The sequence below is a fragment of the Kribbella sp. NPDC050820 genome, assembly GCF_040653975.1.
In the GTDB taxonomy this organism is placed as follows: domain Bacteria; phylum Actinomycetota; class Actinomycetes; order Propionibacteriales; family Kribbellaceae; genus Kribbella.
This window is the reverse complement of sequence record NZ_JBFAHB010000078.1, coordinates 1-17616: the sequence shown is the minus strand read 5'-3', so window position 1 is coordinate 17616 and position 17616 is coordinate 1. Positions and strand designations below refer to the sequence as shown.

Below are 17616 nucleotides of genomic sequence, written 5' to 3'. Positions count from 1 at the left end.
TGATTGCGATGGCCTGGCGGTCCGCGGCCGACGGGCGGGAGCCCAACGGGATGCACCGGCGACGAGCCGCGGGGTGGGAGCACGCGTGGGTGGGACTACAACCAGCCGACCTTGCGGAAGAAGCGGTACATGGTGAAGCAGACGGTGGCCATCAGGAGGAGTACGGCGTAGTAGCCGTAGTGCCAGCGGAGTTCGGGCATGTTGTCGAAGTTCATGCCGTAGATGCCGGCCACCATGGTCGGGACCGCCGCGATGGCAACCCACGCAGAGATGCGGCGCATATCGTCGTTCTGCTGGACCGAGACTCGGGCGAGGTGGGCGTTGAGGGCCGAGCTGAGCAGGACGTCGAGGGCCTCGGTCTGGTCGGAGACTCGGTTGACATGGTCGGCGACGTCGCGGAAGAACGGCGCGGCTTGCGGGCTGACGCCGGGGACGCCGTGCGCGAACTGCTCCATCGGGTCGCGCAGCGGCTGGATGGCGCGGCGCATCTCGAGCACCTCGCGCTTGAGCATGTAGATCCGCTCGGCGTCGCTGGTGCGCTCGGGGGAGAACACCGAGCTCTCGACCTCGTCGACGTCGATCTCGACCTGCTCGGCGACCTCCTCGTAGTCGTCAACCACCGAGTCGCAGATCGCCCACAGGACGGCGGCCGGCCCGTGACCGAGCATGGACGCGCGCTCCTCCAGTTGCTGCCGCGCCGTGGCCAGCTCTCCGCCTTCGCCGTGCCGGACGGTGACGACGTACCGCGGGCCGATGAAGACGCTCAGCTGGCCGGTCTCCACGGCGTCGCCCTCGTCGACGTACCAGAGGGTCCGCAGTACGACGACGATCGCCTCGCCGAACCGCTCGACCTTGGGCCGCTGGTGGGCCTTGAGCGCGTCCTCGACGGCGAGCTCATGCAGGCCGAAGAGCCCCTGGACCCGGCGCATCTCGGCGTCCGACGGCTCGTGCAGCCCGACCCACCCGAAGCACCGGCCGTCGTCGTCGATGGCCTGGGCAACGGTCTCCGGATCCCTGGGCAGGTCCTGCCGTTCCCCCTCGGCATACACCCCGCAGTCCACGATCACGCCCCCATCATGTCAGCTGAGGTCGCGCCTGGCGCGACCCGACTTGCTCGACCGGATAACGTGCAACCCATGCCCACGGTGATTCTGGTTCGGCACGGTCGTAGCGCCGCGAACACGTCCGGCACGCTGGCCGGCCGCACGCCGGGGGTGAAGCTGGACGAGACCGGGCTGCAGCAGGCCGAGGCGGTCGCGCAGCGCCTGGCCGAGCTGCCGCTGGCGGCGCTCGTCACCTCGCCGCTGGACCGCTGCAAGCAGACCGCGGCGGCGATCGCGAAGCACCATCCGGAGTTGCGTCCGGCAACGGATCGCCGGCTGACCGAGTGCGGGTACGGCGACTGGACCGGGCAGAAGCTGTCCACGCTGATGAAGGACCCGCTGTGGCCGGTCGTGCAGCAGCACCCGTCGGCCGTGACGTTCCCGAACGGCGAGTCGATGCGGGCGATGCAGCAGCGCGCGGTGGACGCCGTACGGGCGCATGACGCAGCGCTGGCGCAGAGCCACGGGGACGGCGCGCTGTGGGTGGCGGTCTCGCACGGCGACGTGATCAAGGCGATCGTCGCGGACGCGCTCGCGCAGCACCTCGACACGTTCCAGCGGATCGTCGTGGACACCGCGACGACGACGATCATCACCTACACCAAGACCCGCCCGTTCCTGGTCCGGCTGAACGACTCCGGCAGCGAGCTCGCGTCCCTGGTGCCGAAGCCGGCGGCCAGAAAGCGGACCCGGAAGCAGTCCTCGGACGCGGTCGTCGGCGGACGGTAATAGGGTCTAGGTATGGCGCGAGTTGTGCATTCCTACGACGACCCGGACCGGTTCGTCGCGGGCACCGTGGGCGAACCCGGTGCGAGGACGTTCTTCCTGCAGGCCCGGGCCGGGACCCGGTTGACGTCGGTGGCCTGTGAGAAGGAGCAGGTGATGGCGCTCGCGGAGCGGCTGGACGTGATGCTGGACGAGGTGGCCCGGCGGTTCGACCGGGACCCGGTGACCCCGGCGGGGATCGACGACACCGACCCGCTGGAGCAGCCGATCGAGGAGGAGTTCCGGGCCGGCACCATGACGCTGGCCTGGGAGGCCGACGCCGAGCGGGTGGTGATCGAGGTGTTCTCGGTGGTCACCGGCGAGCAGGCCGAGCTCGAGGAGACCGACCCGGTGCAGGCCGCGATGGACTCCGAGGACGCCGAGGTGTTCATCGTCCGGATCAGCGAGGAGCAGGCCCGCGCGTTCGCCCGGCGGGCGGTCGCGCTGGTCGCGTCCGGCCGGCCGAGCTGCCCGTTCTGCGGGCGGCCGATCGATCCCGACGGGCACATCTGCCCGCGCGCCAACGGCTACCGCAGGCACCTGCCGGAATGATCGACCTGGACCTGCTCGCCACTGGGGAGCTGTCGTTGCACGGCCGCCTGGTGGCAGCGTCGAACGGCACGTTCCAGGGCTCGGTGAGCCTGGGCGAGGAGTCGGCGACGGTGGTCTACAAACCGGTCCAGGGCGAGCGGCCGCTGTGGGACTTCCCCGACGGCACGCTGGCGCAACGCGAGTACGCGTCGTACGTCGTCTCCGAGGCGCTCGGGTGGTCCGTCGTGCCGCCGACCTTGCTGCGGGACGGGCCGCTCGGCGAGGGCATGGTGCAGCTGTGGATCGACGAGGCCGAGCTCGGCCCGGGGGAGACCGAGCTGGTCGACATCGTGCCGCAGGGCCGGGTGCCGACCGGATGGCTCGGCGTCCTCGACGCGTTGGACGGCCGGCACAACCCGGTCACGCTGGTGCACGCCGACACCGACGCGCTGCGGAAGATGGCCGTGTTCGATGCCGTGGTCAACAATGCCGACCGCAAGGGCGGGCACGTGCTGAACCCCGGCGACGGCCGCGTGTACGGCGTCGACCACGGCGTCACGTTCAACGCGGACGACAAGCTGCGGACGGTGCTGTGGGGCTGGGCCGGCGAACCCATCCCTGCCGAGTTGCTGGACGACGTACGCAAGCTGGCCGACCGGCTTGCCGGTGGTCTCGGGCAGCAGCTGTGCGAGCTGATCACCGCGGTCGAGCTGACCGCGACCCGCGAGCGGTGCGCCACTTTGCTCAAGACCGGCGTCTACCCCTACCCGAGCGACGACTGGCCGGCCATTCCCTGGCCCGCTTTCTGACCGCGCAGATAGGTGCTGGGGTTCGCGCCGCGTTCGCGTTTGAACGCGGCGCTGAAGCTGAAGGCATCGGCGTACCCGACCCGGCGGGCGACCGTGGCGACGGTCGCGCCGGGCTCGGTCAGGAGGTCGGCCGCGAGTGTCATCCGAAGCTCGGTGAGATAGGCGAGTGGCGCCTGACCGGTCAGTTCGGTGAAGCGTCGTACCAGGGTCGTCCGGGAGACGGTCGCGACCTCAGCCAGCCCGGCGAGCGTCCAGCCGGCTGCGGGCGAGCCGTGCATCGCGTGCAGGACCGGGCCGACCACGTCGTCGCCGAGGGCGTCGTACCAGGGCGGGGGATTGCCATCGAACCAGTCGCGCAGTGTGCAGACCATCAGCCAGTCGAGGAGCCGGTCGAGTCCGACGTGCCGGCCGAGTGCACCGGCGGCGATCCGCTCCTGCAGGTAGTCGCGCAGCGGTGCGCAGTCGTGGTCCTCGGTGATGACAACCAGCGGCGGGAGCTCGTCGAGGAGCCGCCGTGGGAGCTCCTGCCGGACGTGGTACGCCCCGGCGAGCAGCACTGTGCCGGCGTCGATCGGGCCGGGCGAGTCGACCCGGCCGTCGCAGTACACGTCGATCGCCGGGCCTGGGCGCGCCGGATCGTCGGTGAAGAGGAACTCGGCCGGCCCGCGGACGACCGCGGTCTCGCCCGGCCGGATCAGGCGTGGTTCGGCGCCGTCGACGACGAGCCAGCCGTCGCCGAGCAGCGGTGCACACAGGGTCAGCGCCGCGCCGTCGACGAAGCGGAGCGCGTACGGCGGGGCGAGGACCGACGTACCGAGGACGGCGCCCTCGGCACGCAGGCCGCGTAGCAGGTCGTCGAGAGGATCCACCCAGCCACGATAGGTGGGCCGCACGGACATGCCCGCGGTCCGGTCGCCCATGGGGTCTGCGGGCGAGACCGGATTGACTCGGGACATGACGATTTTGGTGCTAGGGGCAACAGGTAAGACCGGCCGCCGGGTGGTGGCCCGGCTGCGGGAGCAGGGCGCCGAGGTACGGGCCGCGTCGCGGTCGAGCGAGACCCGCTTCGACTGGGCGGACCAGAGCACGTGGGCGGCCGCCGTACGGGAGATCGACGCGGTCTACCTGATCGCGCCCGAGGATCCCAAGCTGATCGAGCCGTTCGTCCGCCAGGCTGTGGATGCCGGGGTTCGGCGCTTCGTCGCGCTCTCGGGACGTGGCATGGACAAGGCGGCCGGACGTTTCGGCGCGGGCATGGCCGAGGCCGAGCGCGCGGTGCAGGCGTCCGGTGTGGCCTGGACGATCCTCCGGTCGAACAACTTCGACCAGAACTTCGACGAGGACCTCTGGCACGAGCCGCTGCTCGCAGGCCGGCTCGCCCTTCCGGCCGGGGACGTCCGGGAGCCGTTCGTGGACGTCGACGATGTGGCCGAGGTCGCGGCGACCATCCTGACCTCACCCGGCCACGACGCCCGGATCTACGAGCTGTCCGGCCCGGAGTCGCTCACCTTCGGCGAAGCGGTGGACGTGATCGCGAAGGTCTCCGGCCGCTCGATCGAGTACGTCGCCCTGACACCGGCGCAGTACCGCGCCGAACTGCTGGACATCGACTGGCCCGAGGAGGCCGCGACCGAGCTGAACGCGATGTTCGAGATCATGCACGAGGGCCACCTGACCACGCCGACCGGCGACATCCAGCGCCTGCTCGGCCGCCCGCCGGCGACCTTCGCGGCGTACGCCGACAGGGTCTGGGCAGAGTAGCCGCGACAACCCGGCGCGACGACCGCGGTACCGGAGATTGGAACCGTGTCGCGCCGGGGAAATCCGGGCTGGCATAAGCTCCAACCCATGCAGGCGTGGACGAAACCAGACATCCCGGTCGTGCCGGGCCCGGCCCGGCGGCTGCGCCTCTACGACACCGCGTCCGGCGGGCCGGTCGAGGTGCCGCCGGCCGACGGCGGCGCGGCGCGCATGTATGTGTGCGGGATCACGCCGTACGATGCGACCCACATGGGCCACGCGGCGACGTACGTGACGTTCGACCTGATCAACCGGCTCTGGCGAGACGCCGGGTACGACGTCCACTACACGCAGAACATCACTGACGTCGACGACCCGCTGCTCGAGCGGGCCGCGGCGACCGGCGTCGAGTGGACCGACCTGGCCGCGCAGGAGATCCAGCTATTCCGCGACGACATGACCGCGTTGCGGGTGATCCCGCCGCAGAACTACGTCGGCGTGGTCGAGTCGATCGACCTGGTCGCGAGCGCGATCGAGGACCTGCAGCGCGCCGGCGCGGTCTACTCGGTCGACGGCGACCTGTACTTCGCGGTGAAGGCGGACCCGGCCTTCGGGAACGTGTCGAACTACGACCGGGAGACCATGCACGCCCTGTTCGCCGAGCGCGGCGGGGACCCGGACCGCGAGGGCAAGCAGGACCCGCTGGACAGCCTGCTGTGGCGGCACGAGCGGCCGGGCGAACCCGCCTGGGACTCGCCGCTCGGCCGCGGCCGCCCGGGCTGGCACGTCGAGTGTTCGGCGATCGCGCTGGAGCACCTCGGGATGACGTTCGACGTCCAGGGCGGCGGGTCGGACCTGATCTTCCCGCACCACGAGATGTCGGCCAGCGGCGCCCAGGTGGCGACCGGGGAGTACCCGTTCGCCCGCGCGTACGTCCACCAGGCGATGGTCGGCCTGGACGGCGAGAAGATGTCAAAGTCCAAGGGCAATCTGGTGCTGGTGTCGAAGGAACGCCTGGCCGGGTCCGACCCGATGGCGATCCGGCTGGCGCTGCTCGCGCACCACTACCGCACGGACTGGTTCTGGACGTCGTCGGAGCTGCTCGACGCACAGGAGCGCCTGGACGTCTGGCGCGGCGCCATCACCCGCGGCTCGGGCCCGGACGGTGCCGCCGCGGTCGACGCCGTACGGGCCGCGCTCACGAACGACCTCGACACCGTCGCCGCGCTGTCCGCGATCGACACCTGGGCCGAGACGAACGGCGACGACACAGAGGCGCCGGCGCTGGTCGCTCAGGCCGTCGACGCGCTGCTCGGGGTCAAGCTGGCGGTGTAGTGGGCGGCGATCTCGTCGCTCGTGGTCAGCCAGACGTCGGGCTGTGACGCGAGGAACTCGAGCGCTCGGTCGAGGTACTTCGCCCGGAACGCCTGCCCGATCACGAACGGGTGCAGAGCGAGCGGGAGGACTCGTCCACCCTCGGTCCGGAGTACGTCGTACTGGTCCTTGATCATCTGGACGAACTCGGGGCCGGTGATGCCGCGCGGGAAGATCAGCAGGTCGTTCAGCTCGACCGTGTACGGGACGCTGAGCATGCCGGGGACGTTGAGCCGGTACGGCTGGTCGTCGTTCGTCCAGTCGAGCACGTAGCTCAGGCCGAGCTCGGCGAGCAGCGCCGGGGTGTTGTGGGTCTCGGTCAGGCCCGGGCCCATCCAGCCCTGCGGCCGGCGGCCGGTCGCGGTCTCGATGGCGCCGACGATCTCGGCGAGGACCTTGCGTTCCTCGTCCGGTTCCAGGCCGGTGTGCAGGGTCGAGTTGGTCTTGCCGTGCGCGAGCCAGGCCCAGTCGCGTTCGACACCGGCCTTGATGATCTGCGGGTTGTGCTCGGCGACGTCCGAGTTCAGCAGCACGCTGGCGCGGACGCCGTACCGGTCGAGGATGTCCATGGTCCGCCAGATCCCGACCCGCGCGCCGTAGTCGCGCCAGCCGTGGTTGAGCGGGTCCGGGGTGAGCTCGAGCGGCCAGATGCTGGTGGACGGCCGGTCGGGCACGAAGTGCTCGACGTTGAGGCCGACGTAGAAGGCGACCCGCTTGCCGTCGGGCCAGGAGAGGGACGGGCGTTCGGTGATCGGGCTGTAGTCGAAGAGCGTCATACCGGCACGGTAAAATCTGACATCAATGTCAGGTTCAAGCCCTGGAGGATGGAGCGTGCGGATCGGGGAGCTGGCCCGGCGGACCGGGGTGAGCGAGCGGTCGTTGCGGTACTACGAGGAGCAGGGCCTGCTCGTGTCGGAGCGGACACCGGGCGGCCAACGGGAGTACGCCGAGCGCGCCGTCGACCGGGTGATTCTGATCCAGGAGCTGTACGCGGCCGGGCTGCACAGCAAGAAGATCGGCGAGCTCCTCCCGTGCATGCGCGACCCCGACGGCGGCCCGAACGAGCGCGCCACCCCCGAGCTCGTCACCTCGCTGACCGCCGAGCGCGACCGCATCGACCACATGATCGCCGACCTGGCGAGATCCCGCGCAGTCCTCGACGAGGTGATCTCGGCCGCCGCCCGGGAGCTGTGACCTCCGTCAGCCTGTGATCGTGGTGTGTGTCGATGAACTGGCCGAGCCACCGCCCCGTTCGTCCGCCCGCGACCTACGCAAAGATCCCCGCTCCCCGTGGCTTCCGCCCACCATCGTCCGATGACAATAGGACGATCCGTGAAGTTACGCCACGGTAGAGTGACCAAAGGCCGTGCCTGGGTCAGTCGGGGTGGTTTTTGTTGCGGCGCTTCAGGTAGCGCTCGAACTCGGCGGCGATCGCGTCGCCGGAGGCTTCCGGCAGGTCGGCGGTGTCGCGCTGCTCCTCGAGGGAGTGCACGTACTCCGCGACCTCGGGGTCCTCCTCGCTGAGCTCGTCGGCGCCGCGCTGCCAGGCCCGGGCCAGCTCGGGCAGCTCGCCCTCCGGGATCTGCAGGTCCAGCAGCGCCTCGACCTTGCCCAGCAGCGCCAGTGACGCCTTCGGGCACGGGCTGCCGGCGATGTAGTGCGGGATCGCCGACCAGATCGACACCGCCGGCACGCCGAGGGTGCCGCACAGGTCGGCGAACACCCCGGTGATGCCGGTCGGGCCCTCGTACGTAGACGGCTCCAGGCTCCAGGACGCGGTCAGCTCCGGGTCGCTCGACGTCGCCGAGACCGGGATCGGCCGGGTGTGCGGGGAGTCGGCGAGCAGCGCGCCGAGCACGACGACGAGCTGCGAGTTCGACTCGTCGACGACCTCCAGCAGTTCCTGGCAGAACCCGCGCCAGCGCATGTTCGGCTCGATCCCGCGGATCAGCAGCACGTCCCGGCCGGTGTCGTCGGGCCGGGCCAGGTAGATCCGGGTGGTCGGCCAGGTGATCCGCCGGACGCCGTCGTCGTCGAAGCCGACCTGCGGCCGGTTCACCTGGAAGTCGTAGTAGTCCTCGGGGTCGATCGCGGTGACGAGCTCGGCGTCCCACTCGTCGATCAGGTGGTCGACCGCTCCGGTGGCCGCCTCCGCCGCGTCGTTCCAGCCCTCGAACGCGGCGATCACGACCGGGTCCCTCAGGTTCGCGAGGTCAACCACTCGCAGGCCCCCTGTCGTCTCTGTGCCATCCGGCGGGGTCGCCGGAAACCGGATAGCCAGCCTACGGGGTCGGACGCCGCAGCGCGCCTCGTTTCACGTCCAGCGGAAAGTGTCGCGGCCCCGACTACGATGTGAGATCCGCGTCCAAACCGACCCTGGAGGACTCGTGACCAGACCCGACCTGCGGCAGGTGCTCGCCGAGCGGGTGGTGGTGGCCGACGGCGCGATGGGCACGATGCTGCAGTCCTACGACCTGTCGCTGGACGAGTTCGAGGGTCACGAGGGGTGCAACGAGATCCTCAACTTGACCCGTCCGGACGTCGTGCGCGAGATCCACGCGGCGTACTTCGGCGTCGGCGTGGACTGCGTCGAGACGAACACCTTCGGCGCCAACTTCGCCAACCTGGGGGAGTACGGCATCGCCGACCGGATCTACGAGCTGAGCGAGGCCGGCGCCCGGCTGGCCCGGGAGGCGGCGGACGCGGCCTCGACGCCGGACCACCCGCGGTTCGTGCTCGGCAGCGTCGGCCCGGGCACCAAGCTGCCGACCCTCGGTCACACCACGTTCACGACCCTGCGGGACGCGTACGCCGACACTGCCCGCGGACTGATCGACGGGGGCGCCGACGCGATCCTGGTCGAGACCACGCAGGACCTGCTGCAGACCAAGGCCAGCGTGATCGGCGCCCGGCAGGCTCTCGAAGCGGCCGGCTCGACGATCCCGGTGATCGTCTCGGTGACGGTCGAGACCACCGGGACGATGCTGCTCGGGTCCGAGATCGGCGCCGCGCTGACCGCTCTCGAACCGCTCGGCATCGACCTGATCGGCCTGAACTGCGCGACCGGCCCGAAGGAGATGAGCGAGCACCTGCGCTACCTCTCCAGGCACTCGACCATCCCGCTGACCTGCATGCCGAACGCGGGCCTCCCGCAACTCACTGCCGACGGCGCCTTCTACCCGCTGACCCCGGAGGAGCTGGCCGACGCCCACGAGACGTTCGTCAACAGCTACGGCCTGTCCCTGGTCGGCGGCTGCTGCGGTACGACACCCGAGCACCTCCGGCACGTGGTCGAGCGGGTCGGCGGCCGTCCGGTCCGGGAGCGGGAGCCGCAGCCGGAGGCGGGCGTCTCGAGCCTGTACCAGCACGTCCCCTTCCAGCAGGACACGTCCTACCTGTCGATCGGGGAGCGGACGAACGCGAACGGGTCGAAGGCGTTCCGCGAGGCGATGCTGGCCGAGGACTGGGAGGGCTGCGTCGAGATCGCCCGGGCGCAGATCCGGGACGGCGCGCACCTGCTCGACCTGTGCGTCGACTACGTCGGCCGGGACGGTGTCGCCGACATGAAGGAGATCGCCGGCCGGCTGGCGACCGCCTCGACGCTGCCGATCATGCTCGACTCGACCGAGCCCGCCGTACTGCAGGCAGGCCTTGACCTGCTCGGCGGACGCTGCGCGCTGAACTCGGTGAACTTCGAGGACGGCGAGGCGGAGGGATCCCGGTTCGCGCGGATCGCCGGTCTGGCGCAGGAGTACGGCGCTGCCGTCGTCGCGCTGACCATCGACGAGGAGGGGCAGGCGCGGACCGCAGCGAACAAGGTGGCGATCGCGGAGCGGCTGCTGGACACGCTGGAGCGCGACTACGGGATCGCCGGGCACGACGTGCTGATCGACTGCCTGACGTTCACGCTGGCGACCGGGCAGGAGGAGTCGCGGCGGGACGGCATCGAGACGATCGAGGCGATCCGCGAGCTGAAGCGGCGGCGGCCCGACGTGCAGACCGTGCTCGGCCTGTCGAACATCTCGTTCGGCCTCAACCCGGCGGCGCGGCACGTGCTGAACTCGGTGTTCCTGCACGAGTGCGTGCAGGCCGGACTGGACTCGGCGATCGTGCATGCGAGCCGGATCATGCCGGTGGCGAAGATCCCGGACGAGCAGCGCGAGGCGGCGCTGGACCTGATCTACGACCGGCGACAGGAAGGGTACGACCCGCTGCAGCGGCTGCTGGAGTTGTTCGCCGACGTGAAGGCGTCGGACCTGAAGGCGAGCAAGCTGGAGGAGCTGGCCGCGCTCCCGCTGGCCGAGCGGCTGCGGCAGCGGATCATCGACGGCGAGCGCAACGGCGTCGAGGCCGACCTGGACGAGGCGCTGACGGCGAAGTCCGCGCTCGACATCATCAACGACGACCTGCTCGCCGGGATGAAGGTGGTCGGCGAGCTGTTCGGGTCCGGGCAGATGCAGCTGCCGTTCGTGCTGCAGTCGGCCGAGGTGATGAAGACCTGTGTCGCGCACCTCGAGCCGCACATCGAGAAGACCGACGACGAGGGCAAGGGCACGATCGTGCTGGCGACGGTCAAGGGCGACGTGCACGACATCGGCAAGAACCTGGTCGACATCATCCTGACCAACAACGGCTACAGCGTGGTCAACATGGGCATCAAGCAGCCGGTGAACGCGATCCTGGAGGCGGCCGAGGAGCACAAGGCCGACGTGATCGGGATGTCCGGCCTGCTGGTGAAGTCGACCGTGGTGATGAAGGAGAACCTCGAGGAGCTGAACCAGCGCGGCCTGGCCAAGCGCTGGCCGGTCCTCCTCGGCGGCGCCGCGCTCACCCGCGCGTACGTCGAGCAGGATCTCGGCAGCCTGTTCGAGGGCGAGGTCCGGTACGCGCGGGACGCCTTCGAGGGACTGCGGTTGATGGACGCCGCGATGGCGGTCAAGCGCGGCGTTCCGGGCGCCGCGCTGCCCGAGCGCCGCGAACGCCGGGTGCGGTCGGCGACCCGGGTGCTCGACCGGCCGCTCGACGAGGTGCCGGCCCGGTCGGATGTTGCCGTGGACAACGTTGTGCCGGAGCCGCCGTTCCGGGGCTCGCGGATCGTCAAGGGGATCCCGCTCGCGGACTACGCCGGCTACCTGGACGAGCGGGCCACGTTCCTCGGCCAGTGGGGTCTGCGCGGGACGCGGGGCGCCGAGGGTCCGTCGTACGACGAGCTCGTCGAGACCGAGGGACGGCCGCGGCTGCGGATGTGGATGGACCGGATCCTCACCGACGGGATCATGGAGGCGGCCGTCGTGTACGGGTACTGGCCGTGCTACTCCGAGGGCAACGCGCTGGTCGTGCTGGACCCGGCGGACCACGCCGAGCTGCACCGGTTCGAGTTTCCGCGGCAGCGCCGGGACCGGTTCCTGTGCCTGGCGGACTTCTTCCGGCCGAAGGAGTCCGGCGAGCTCGACGTGGTCGCGTTCCACCTGGTCACGATGGGGCCGAAGGTGGCCGAGGTGACCGGTGAGCTGTTCGGTCGGAATGCCTACCGCGAGTACCTGGAGCTACACGGGCTGTCGGTGCAGCTGACCGAGGCACTGGCCGAGTACTGGCACGCCCGGGTCCGCGCCGAGCTCGGGTTCGGCGGCGAGGACGGGGAGCTGGACGGGATGCTCCGGGACCAGGCCTACCGGGGGTCGCGGTACTCGTTCGGGTACCCGGCATGTCCGGACTTGGAGGACCGCGAGAAACTGGTGCGGTTGCTCGAGCCGGACCGGATCGGCGTTCACCTATCGGAGGAGTTGCAGTTGCACCCCGAACAATCCACCGACGCCCTGGTGGTGCACCACCCCGAAGCCAAATACTTCAACGCCTCATGACCCTTCAAGCGGTGCTATGGGACATGGATGGGACGTTGGTCGACTCCGAGAAGGTTTGGGCGGAGGTGCAGATCGAGTTGCTCGCCTCGCTGGGGGCGGTGTGGACGGTCGAGGACTGCATGACGCTGGTCGGCAGCGACCTGCGGGACGCGGTCAAGGTCTGGATGGCGCGGATCCCGGACGGGGTGATCACGGCCGACGAGCTCGCGGAGCGGATGTTCGGGGCCGTGGTCGACGCGCTGCGGCGTGAGGTCGAGTTCCGGCCCGGCGCGCTCGAGCTGCTGCGGGCGCTGCGCAAGGCGGAGGTGCCGTGTGCTCTGGTCTCGGCGTCGTACCGGGTGATGATCGACGCGGTGCTCACGCACCTGCCGCCGGAGCCGTTCGACGTGATCGTCGCCGGTGACGAGGTGGTGAACGGCAAGCCGCACCCGGAGCCGTACCTGACCGCGGCCGCGAAGCTCGGCGTGGACCCGGCCCAGTGCGTGGTGATCGAGGACTCGAACACGGGTACCGAGGCGGGTACGGCGGCCGGCGCCTACGTGCTCGCCGTACCGCAGTGGGTGACGATCCCGGAGGCCCCGCGCCGCCTGGTACTCGACTCACTGGAACCGATCACCCCCGAGACACTCCGCACGTTGCTCCGCTGACGCAGTACCGTCACTTGTGGCCGAAGCGTCCCGCGGTGACGATTGCGCCGCCATCGTTCAAGCACTCGTCACCCCGGGACACTTGGGGCGTTGTTACGGGTTGTGGGCTGGGGAAGGGTGAGATGGTGATCGTGTCGTGGTGCCGGGTCGCGGTGTCGGCCGCGCTCGTGCTGGGGCTGGCGGCGTGTGGGGAGCCGGACGACAACGCGCCGCACCAGGGCAGCGAGACCCCGAAGGCGATGCTGGTGCGGGTCGCCACCACCGACACGATCGGCTCGCTGGACCCGGCCGGGCCGTACGACGTGAGCTCCCGGACCGTCCAGGCGAACCTGTACCAGACGCTGCTGACGATCATGCCGGGCAAGCCGACCCCGGTGCCGGACGCCGCGGACTGCCAGTTCGACTCGCCGACGACGTACACCTGCAGCCTGAAGGAAGGCCTGACCTTCCCGAACGGGCACGAGCTGACGTCCGCGGACGTGAAGTTCAGCTTCGAGCGGATGCTGCGGCTGAGGACTCCGACGAGCCCGGCCGCGCTGTTCTCCTCGGTGACGTCGGTCAGCACCCCGGACGACCTGACCGCGGTGTTCAACCTGAAGCGCCCGGACGCCCGGCTGCCGTACCTGCTGACCACCACCGCCGGGTCGATCGTCGACCAGGAGTACTACCCGCCGAACAAGCTGCTCGACACCAAGGCGATGGGCAGCGGCCCGTACCAGCTGGCCGCGTACCGCCCGGGGCAGTCGGTCACGCTGGAGAAGTTCGCCGGCTACAAGGGCCCGCGCGGCGCGCGGAACGACGGCGTCGAGCTCACCCTGCTGAAGGACTCGACCGCGCTCTACCAGGCGATCACCACCGGCAAGGCCGACGTGGCGTTCCACGGGTTCGGCCCGAGCCTGCTGGACCGGCTGCGCAAGTCCGACCAGGTGCAGGTGGTCGAGTCCGACTACGCCGCGATCCGGTTCTTCGCCTTCCAGATGAAGTCGCTGACGGCGCGCAAACCCGCCGTCCGGCGTGCTGTCGCGCAGCTGATCGACCGCCCGGCGATCGTGAAGAAGGCGTACGGCGACCACGTGACGCCGCTGTACTCCGTCGTACCGCCGGGGTTCGGTGGTCAGGCCGACGCGTTCCGGAGCGAGTACAAGGAGCCGAGCAAGGCGGCGGCCGCCGCGATCCTCAAGCAGGCGGGCATCGCCGTACCGGTGCCGCTGACGATCGGCTGGACGCCGTCGCAGTACGGCGCCGGCGCGAAGAACGAGGTGCTCGAGCTCAAGCGGCAGCTTGAAGCGTCCGGGTTGTTCCGGGTGACGCTGCGGAGCGCGGAGTGGCCGCAGTACCAGCAGCTCATCAAGGCCGGGGCCTACGACCTCTACCAAGGTGGCTGGATCCCGGAGTACCCGGACGCGGACGACTACCTGGCGCCGTTCGTCGCGGCGACCGGAGAGTTCAACAGCGGCTACCGCTCGGCGGCCGCGGCGGCCCTGCGCGAGCAGGAGACGACCGAGCAGAACGGGCTCGAGCGGGACAAGCTGCTGGGTCAGCTACAGGGAGTGCTCGCCAAGGAGGCGCCAGTGATCCCGAGCTGGCAGGGCCGGCTCACGGTGGTCGCCGGGAAGGACCTCGAGAACGTCGAGGGCGCGCTCAACCCGCTCTCGTTCCTGTACTTGTCCGGCCTCCGCCGGTGACGAATCCGGTGTGACACAAAAATGCCATGACAGTAACGGTTCGCCAGGCTCTGGCGACCCTGGGTACGACACCGTGGTTTACTGCCGAATGTCCACGATACGGGACGATTTCCTGACGATCACGATCGGGCAACGCAGCACTTTTCGCGTTTGACTCCGGCGTGTAATGGCGGCAGGTTAAGGCGGCGGCATGACACGCCGACCACAACCACGAGGGGGCATGTAACGCGTGACGACACCACTCGAGGTCGAGCCCGGCTCGACGGCGGCGGATCCCGAAGCCGTCCTGGCCGGTGCGCGGCGGATCGAGGGCCGATCGCTGTCCCAGATCGCCTGGAGCCGCCTGAAGCGTGACCGGGTCGCGATCGCCGGGGGCATCTTCATCGTGGTGCTCATCGTGATCGCCATCTTCGCGCCGCTGATCGTGAAGCTGCTCGGGCATCCGCCGAACGAGTTCCACCAGGACCTGATCGACACCAAGGGCGGCACGCTGGCGCCGATCGGCCGGTTCGGGGCGATGAGCTGGGACCACCTGTTCGGCGTCGAGCCGGTGAACGGGCGGGACATCTTCAGCCGGGTCGTCTACGGGTCCCGGATCTCGCTGCTGATCGCGTTCTTCGCCACCCTGCTGTCGGTGGCGATCGGCACCACGATGGGCATCATCGCCGGCTACTTCGGCGGCTGGGTCGACGCGGTGATCAGCCGGCTGATGGACATCTTCCTGGCCTTCCCGCTGCTGCTGTTCGCGATCGCGCTGGCCGGTGTCATCCCGGACGACGCGTTCGGGCTACAGGGAGACTCCCTGCGGATCCTGCTGCTGATCTTCATCATCGGGTTCTTCAGTTGGCCGTACATCGGCCGCATCATCCGCGGGCAGACGCTCTCGTTGCGCGAGCGCGAGTTCGTCGACGCGTCCCGCAGCCTGGGCGCGCGGCGGCCGTACATCCTGGTCACCGAGCTGCTGCCCAACCTGGTCGCCCCGATCCTGGTCTACGCGACGCTCCTGATTCCGACCAACATCCTGTTCGAGGCGGCGTTGTCGTTCCTCGGCGTGGGTATCCGGCCGCCCACCGCGACCTGGGGCGGCATGCTGTCCGACGCGGTGGCCTTCTACACGATGCCGCACTTCATGCTCTGGCCTGGGCTGGCGATCTTCGTCACGGTGCTGGCTTTCAACCTGTTCGGGGACGGGCTGCGCGACGCACTCGACCCCCGTGCCCGATAGACCGAACCCGCGATGGCGCCGGTTCGCGTAATGAGGAGGGTGTACCGGGAGATGAGAACGAAGCGATGGAGGTTCGCGGTCGCGAGCGCGGCCGCACTCACGCTGGGGCTGTCCGCTTGCGGTGGTGGCGGGGACACCAGCACCGACACGTCGGGGGGCACGACGGCCGAGTTCAACGCCGCCCTGGACAAGGTGTTCAACGAGTCGGACAAGAAGGGCGGCATCATCAAGATGGCGCACTCCGACGACTGGGACACCCCCGACCCGGGTGAGACCTACTACGGCATGTCCTGGGACTTCCTGCGGACCTATGCCCGTCCGCTGGTCATGTACAAGCCGGCGCCGGGCAAGGCGAGCAACGAGATCGTCCCCGACCTCGCCGAGAGCCTCGGCCAGTCGAGTGACGGCGGGAAGACCTGGACGTACAAGCTCCGCAAGGGCGTCAAGTTCGAGGACGGCACGGAGGTCAAGTCCGCGGACGTCAAGTACGCCGTCCTGCGGTCCATCGACAAGGAGACCTTCCCGAACGGCCCGGCGTACTTCGACAGCATGCTGAACCTGCCGGCCGGCTACAAGGGCCCGTACAAGTCGAAGGGCGTGAACACCGACTCGGCGATCACCACCCCGGACGACTCGACGATCGTGTTCCACCTGAAGCAGCCGTTCGCCGGCTTCGACAACCTGGCCGCGCTGTCGCAGACCGCGCCGGTCCCGGCGGCCAAGGACACGGGCGCGAAGTACCGCGAGCACGTGATCTCGACCGGTCCGTACATGTTCGACAAGGTGGAGACCGGCAAGTCCTACACGCTGAAGCGCAACCCGCAGTGGGACCAGGCCACCGACCCGATCCGCAAGGCGCTGCCGGACGGTTACGAGATCACCCTCAAGACCGAGGCGAACGACCTGGACAACCGGCTGATCTCCGGTGACCTGGACGTCGACATCGCCGGCACCGGCGTGCAGGCCGCCGCGCAGGGCAAGATCCTGAGCGACCCGGAGCTGAAGAAGCGCGCCGACAACCCGACGATCGCGCGGCTGCAGTACATGTCGGTCAACCCGCAGGTGAAGCCGCTCGACAACATCGAGTGCCGCAAGGCGATCATGTACGGCGTCGACCAGGTCGGCTACCAGACCGCGTACGGCGGCGAGTTCGCCGGCGGGCAGCTTGCCACCGGCCTGATGCCGCCGTCGATCGACGGGTTCAAGGAGATGAACACGTACCCGAACGGCGACGACCACAAGGGTGACGTGAACAAGGCCAAGGAGAGCCTGACGGCCTGCGGTCAGCCGAACGGCTTCACCGTCAACATGGCCTTCCGCAGCGACCGGCCGAAGGAGAAGGCGGCGGCCGAGTCGGTCCAGCAGTCCCTGAAGCGGGTCGGCATCAACGTGGTGCTGAAGGGCTTCCCGACCGGTGACTACTTCTCGACGTACGCGGGCAACCCGCCGTACGCCCGGAAGAACGGGCTGGGCCTGGCCACCAACAGCTGGGGCGCGGACTGGAACGACGGCTTCGGCTTCCTGTCGCAGATCGTCGACAGCCGGGTGATCCGGGAGACCGGTGGCTCGTCCAACATCAGCGTGCGGATCCCGGACGTCGACAAGGCGCTGGACGCCGCGTCGGTCGAGCCCGACAAGGCCAAGCGCGACCAGATGTACGGCGACATCGACAAGCGCGTGATGGAGGAGGCAGTTGTCTACCCGGCGCTCTGGGCGAAGATCCTGATGGTTCGCAGTGACCGGCTGACGAACGTCTACTTCAGCGATGCCTACGGCATGTACGACTACCTCTCCATGGGCGTCAAGTAAAAGTCCGGCACCACCCCACTCCGATAGGCAGGTGAAGGCAGCAGGCGCCCGGTCCGGTACCACCGGC

At 69.5% G+C, this 17616-nt stretch carries 15 protein-coding genes; 11 read left to right on the top strand and 4 right to left on the bottom strand.

Annotated elements, in window-relative coordinates:
- Positions 1-95 precede the first annotated feature (95 nt).
- Complete coding sequence (gene corA / locus AB0H36_RS40085) at positions 96-1067, bottom strand: magnesium/cobalt transporter CorA (protein WP_360535890.1); 972 nt, start codon at positions 1065-1067, stop codon at positions 96-98.
- A gap of 69 nt (positions 1068-1136) precedes the next feature.
- Between corA and AB0H36_RS40080 the strand changes: the two genes are divergently transcribed.
- Genes AB0H36_RS40080 through AB0H36_RS40070 form a run of 3 tightly spaced genes read left to right on the top strand, consistent with a single transcriptional unit; the run spans position 1137 to position 3208 of the window.
- Entirely contained in the window at positions 1137-1832 is a 696-nt protein-coding gene (locus AB0H36_RS40080; protein ID WP_360535888.1) for an MSMEG_4193 family putative phosphomutase, read from the top strand.
- A 12-nt stretch (positions 1833-1844) separates the two neighbouring features.
- Positions 1845-2420: a DUF3090 family protein gene (locus AB0H36_RS40075; RefSeq protein ID WP_360535886.1), complete on the top strand. Its 576-nt coding sequence runs from the start codon at positions 1845-1847 to the stop codon at positions 2418-2420.
- Positions 2417-3208: an SCO1664 family protein gene (locus AB0H36_RS40070; protein ID WP_360535884.1), complete on the top strand. Its 792-nt coding sequence runs from the start codon at positions 2417-2419 to the stop codon at positions 3206-3208. Before AB0H36_RS40075 ends, AB0H36_RS40070 begins: the two co-directional genes overlap by 4 nt.
- Here AB0H36_RS40070 and AB0H36_RS40065 read toward each other — a convergent pair.
- Positions 3163-4077 carry an AraC family transcriptional regulator gene (locus AB0H36_RS40065; protein ID WP_360535882.1) on the bottom strand — a complete coding sequence of 305 codons (915 nt, stop codon included), beginning with the start codon at positions 4075-4077 and terminating at the stop codon, positions 3163-3165. The genes AB0H36_RS40070 and AB0H36_RS40065 overlap by 46 nt on opposite strands.
- Positions 4078-4162: 85 nt before the next feature.
- On the opposite strand from AB0H36_RS40065, the gene AB0H36_RS40060 reads away from it, so the two are divergent.
- Both AB0H36_RS40060 and mshC read left to right on the top strand, forming a co-directional pair.
- Positions 4163-4969, top strand: a complete 807-nt coding sequence (locus tag AB0H36_RS40060; protein ID WP_360535880.1) for an NAD(P)H-binding protein — start codon at positions 4163-4165, stop codon at positions 4967-4969.
- An 87-nt stretch (positions 4970-5056) separates the two neighbouring features.
- Positions 5057-6283, top strand: a complete 1227-nt coding sequence (mshC, locus tag AB0H36_RS40055; protein WP_360535878.1) for a cysteine--1-D-myo-inosityl 2-amino-2-deoxy-alpha-D-glucopyranoside ligase — start codon at positions 5057-5059, stop codon at positions 6281-6283.
- Here mshC and AB0H36_RS40050 read toward each other — a convergent pair.
- Positions 6241-7098 carry a polysaccharide deacetylase family protein gene (locus AB0H36_RS40050; RefSeq protein WP_360535876.1) on the bottom strand — a complete coding sequence of 286 codons (858 nt, stop codon included), beginning with the start codon at positions 7096-7098 and terminating at the stop codon, positions 6241-6243. The genes mshC and AB0H36_RS40050 overlap by 43 nt on opposite strands.
- A gap of 55 nt (positions 7099-7153) precedes the next feature.
- On the opposite strand from AB0H36_RS40050, the gene AB0H36_RS40045 reads away from it, so the two are divergent.
- Positions 7154-7516: a MerR family transcriptional regulator gene (locus tag AB0H36_RS40045; RefSeq protein ID WP_360535874.1), complete on the top strand. Its 363-nt coding sequence runs from the start codon at positions 7154-7156 to the stop codon at positions 7514-7516.
- Positions 7517-7697: 181 nt separating this feature from the next.
- Here the strand turns inward: AB0H36_RS40045 and AB0H36_RS40040 are convergent, their stop codons facing one another.
- Complete coding sequence (locus tag AB0H36_RS40040; RefSeq protein ID WP_360535872.1) at positions 7698-8543, bottom strand: PAC2 family protein; 846 nt, start codon at positions 8541-8543, stop codon at positions 7698-7700.
- A 166-nt stretch (positions 8544-8709) separates the two neighbouring features.
- Between AB0H36_RS40040 and metH the strand changes: the two genes are divergently transcribed.
- The 5 genes from metH (at position 8710) to AB0H36_RS40015 (ending at position 17549) form a co-directional block, all read left to right on the top strand.
- On the top strand, positions 8710-12183 hold the full coding sequence (gene metH / locus AB0H36_RS40035) for a methionine synthase (RefSeq protein ID WP_360535870.1): 3474 nt from the start codon (positions 8710-8712) through the stop codon (positions 12181-12183).
- Positions 12180-12830, top strand: a complete 651-nt coding sequence (locus tag AB0H36_RS40030) for an HAD family phosphatase (protein ID WP_360535868.1) — start codon at positions 12180-12182, stop codon at positions 12828-12830. Before metH ends, AB0H36_RS40030 begins: the two co-directional genes overlap by 4 nt.
- Before the next feature lie 122 nt (positions 12831-12952).
- Positions 12953-14515, top strand: coding sequence for an ABC transporter substrate-binding protein (locus AB0H36_RS40025; RefSeq protein ID WP_360535866.1), 1563 nt, complete (start codon positions 12953-12955; stop codon positions 14513-14515).
- A gap of 229 nt (positions 14516-14744) precedes the next feature.
- Entirely contained in the window at positions 14745-15740 is a 996-nt protein-coding gene (locus AB0H36_RS40020; RefSeq protein WP_360535864.1) for an ABC transporter permease, read from the top strand.
- Positions 15741-15791: 51 nt separating this feature from the next.
- Entirely contained in the window at positions 15792-17549 is a 1758-nt protein-coding gene (locus tag AB0H36_RS40015; protein WP_360535862.1) for an ABC transporter substrate-binding protein, read from the top strand.
- Positions 17550-17616: the final 67 nt, after the last annotated feature.

Bases quoted from the DNA above. Each gene is read 5' to 3' on its own strand.
- AB0H36_RS40080 (WP_360535888.1), top strand. From the start codon at position 1,137: ATGCCCACGGTGATTCTGGTTCGGCACGGTCGTAGCGCCGCGAACACG.
- AB0H36_RS40075 (WP_360535886.1), top strand. From the start codon at position 1,845: ATGGCGCGAGTTGTGCATTCCTACGACGACCCGGACCGGTTCGTCGCG.
- AB0H36_RS40070 (WP_360535884.1), top strand. From the start codon at position 2,417: ATGATCGACCTGGACCTGCTCGCCACTGGGGAGCTGTCGTTGCACGGC.
- AB0H36_RS40060 (WP_360535880.1), top strand. From the start codon at position 4,163: ATGACGATTTTGGTGCTAGGGGCAACAGGTAAGACCGGCCGCCGGGTG.
- mshC (WP_360535878.1), top strand. From the start codon at position 5,057: ATGCAGGCGTGGACGAAACCAGACATCCCGGTCGTGCCGGGCCCGGCC.
- AB0H36_RS40050 (WP_360535876.1), bottom strand. From the start codon at position 7,098: ATGACGCTCTTCGACTACAGCCCGATCACCGAACGCCCGTCCCTCTCC.
- AB0H36_RS40030 (WP_360535868.1), top strand. From the start codon at position 12,180: ATGACCCTTCAAGCGGTGCTATGGGACATGGATGGGACGTTGGTCGAC.
- AB0H36_RS40025 (WP_360535866.1), top strand. From the start codon at position 12,953: ATGGTGATCGTGTCGTGGTGCCGGGTCGCGGTGTCGGCCGCGCTCGTG.
- AB0H36_RS40015 (WP_360535862.1), top strand. From the start codon at position 15,792: ATGAGAACGAAGCGATGGAGGTTCGCGGTCGCGAGCGCGGCCGCACTC.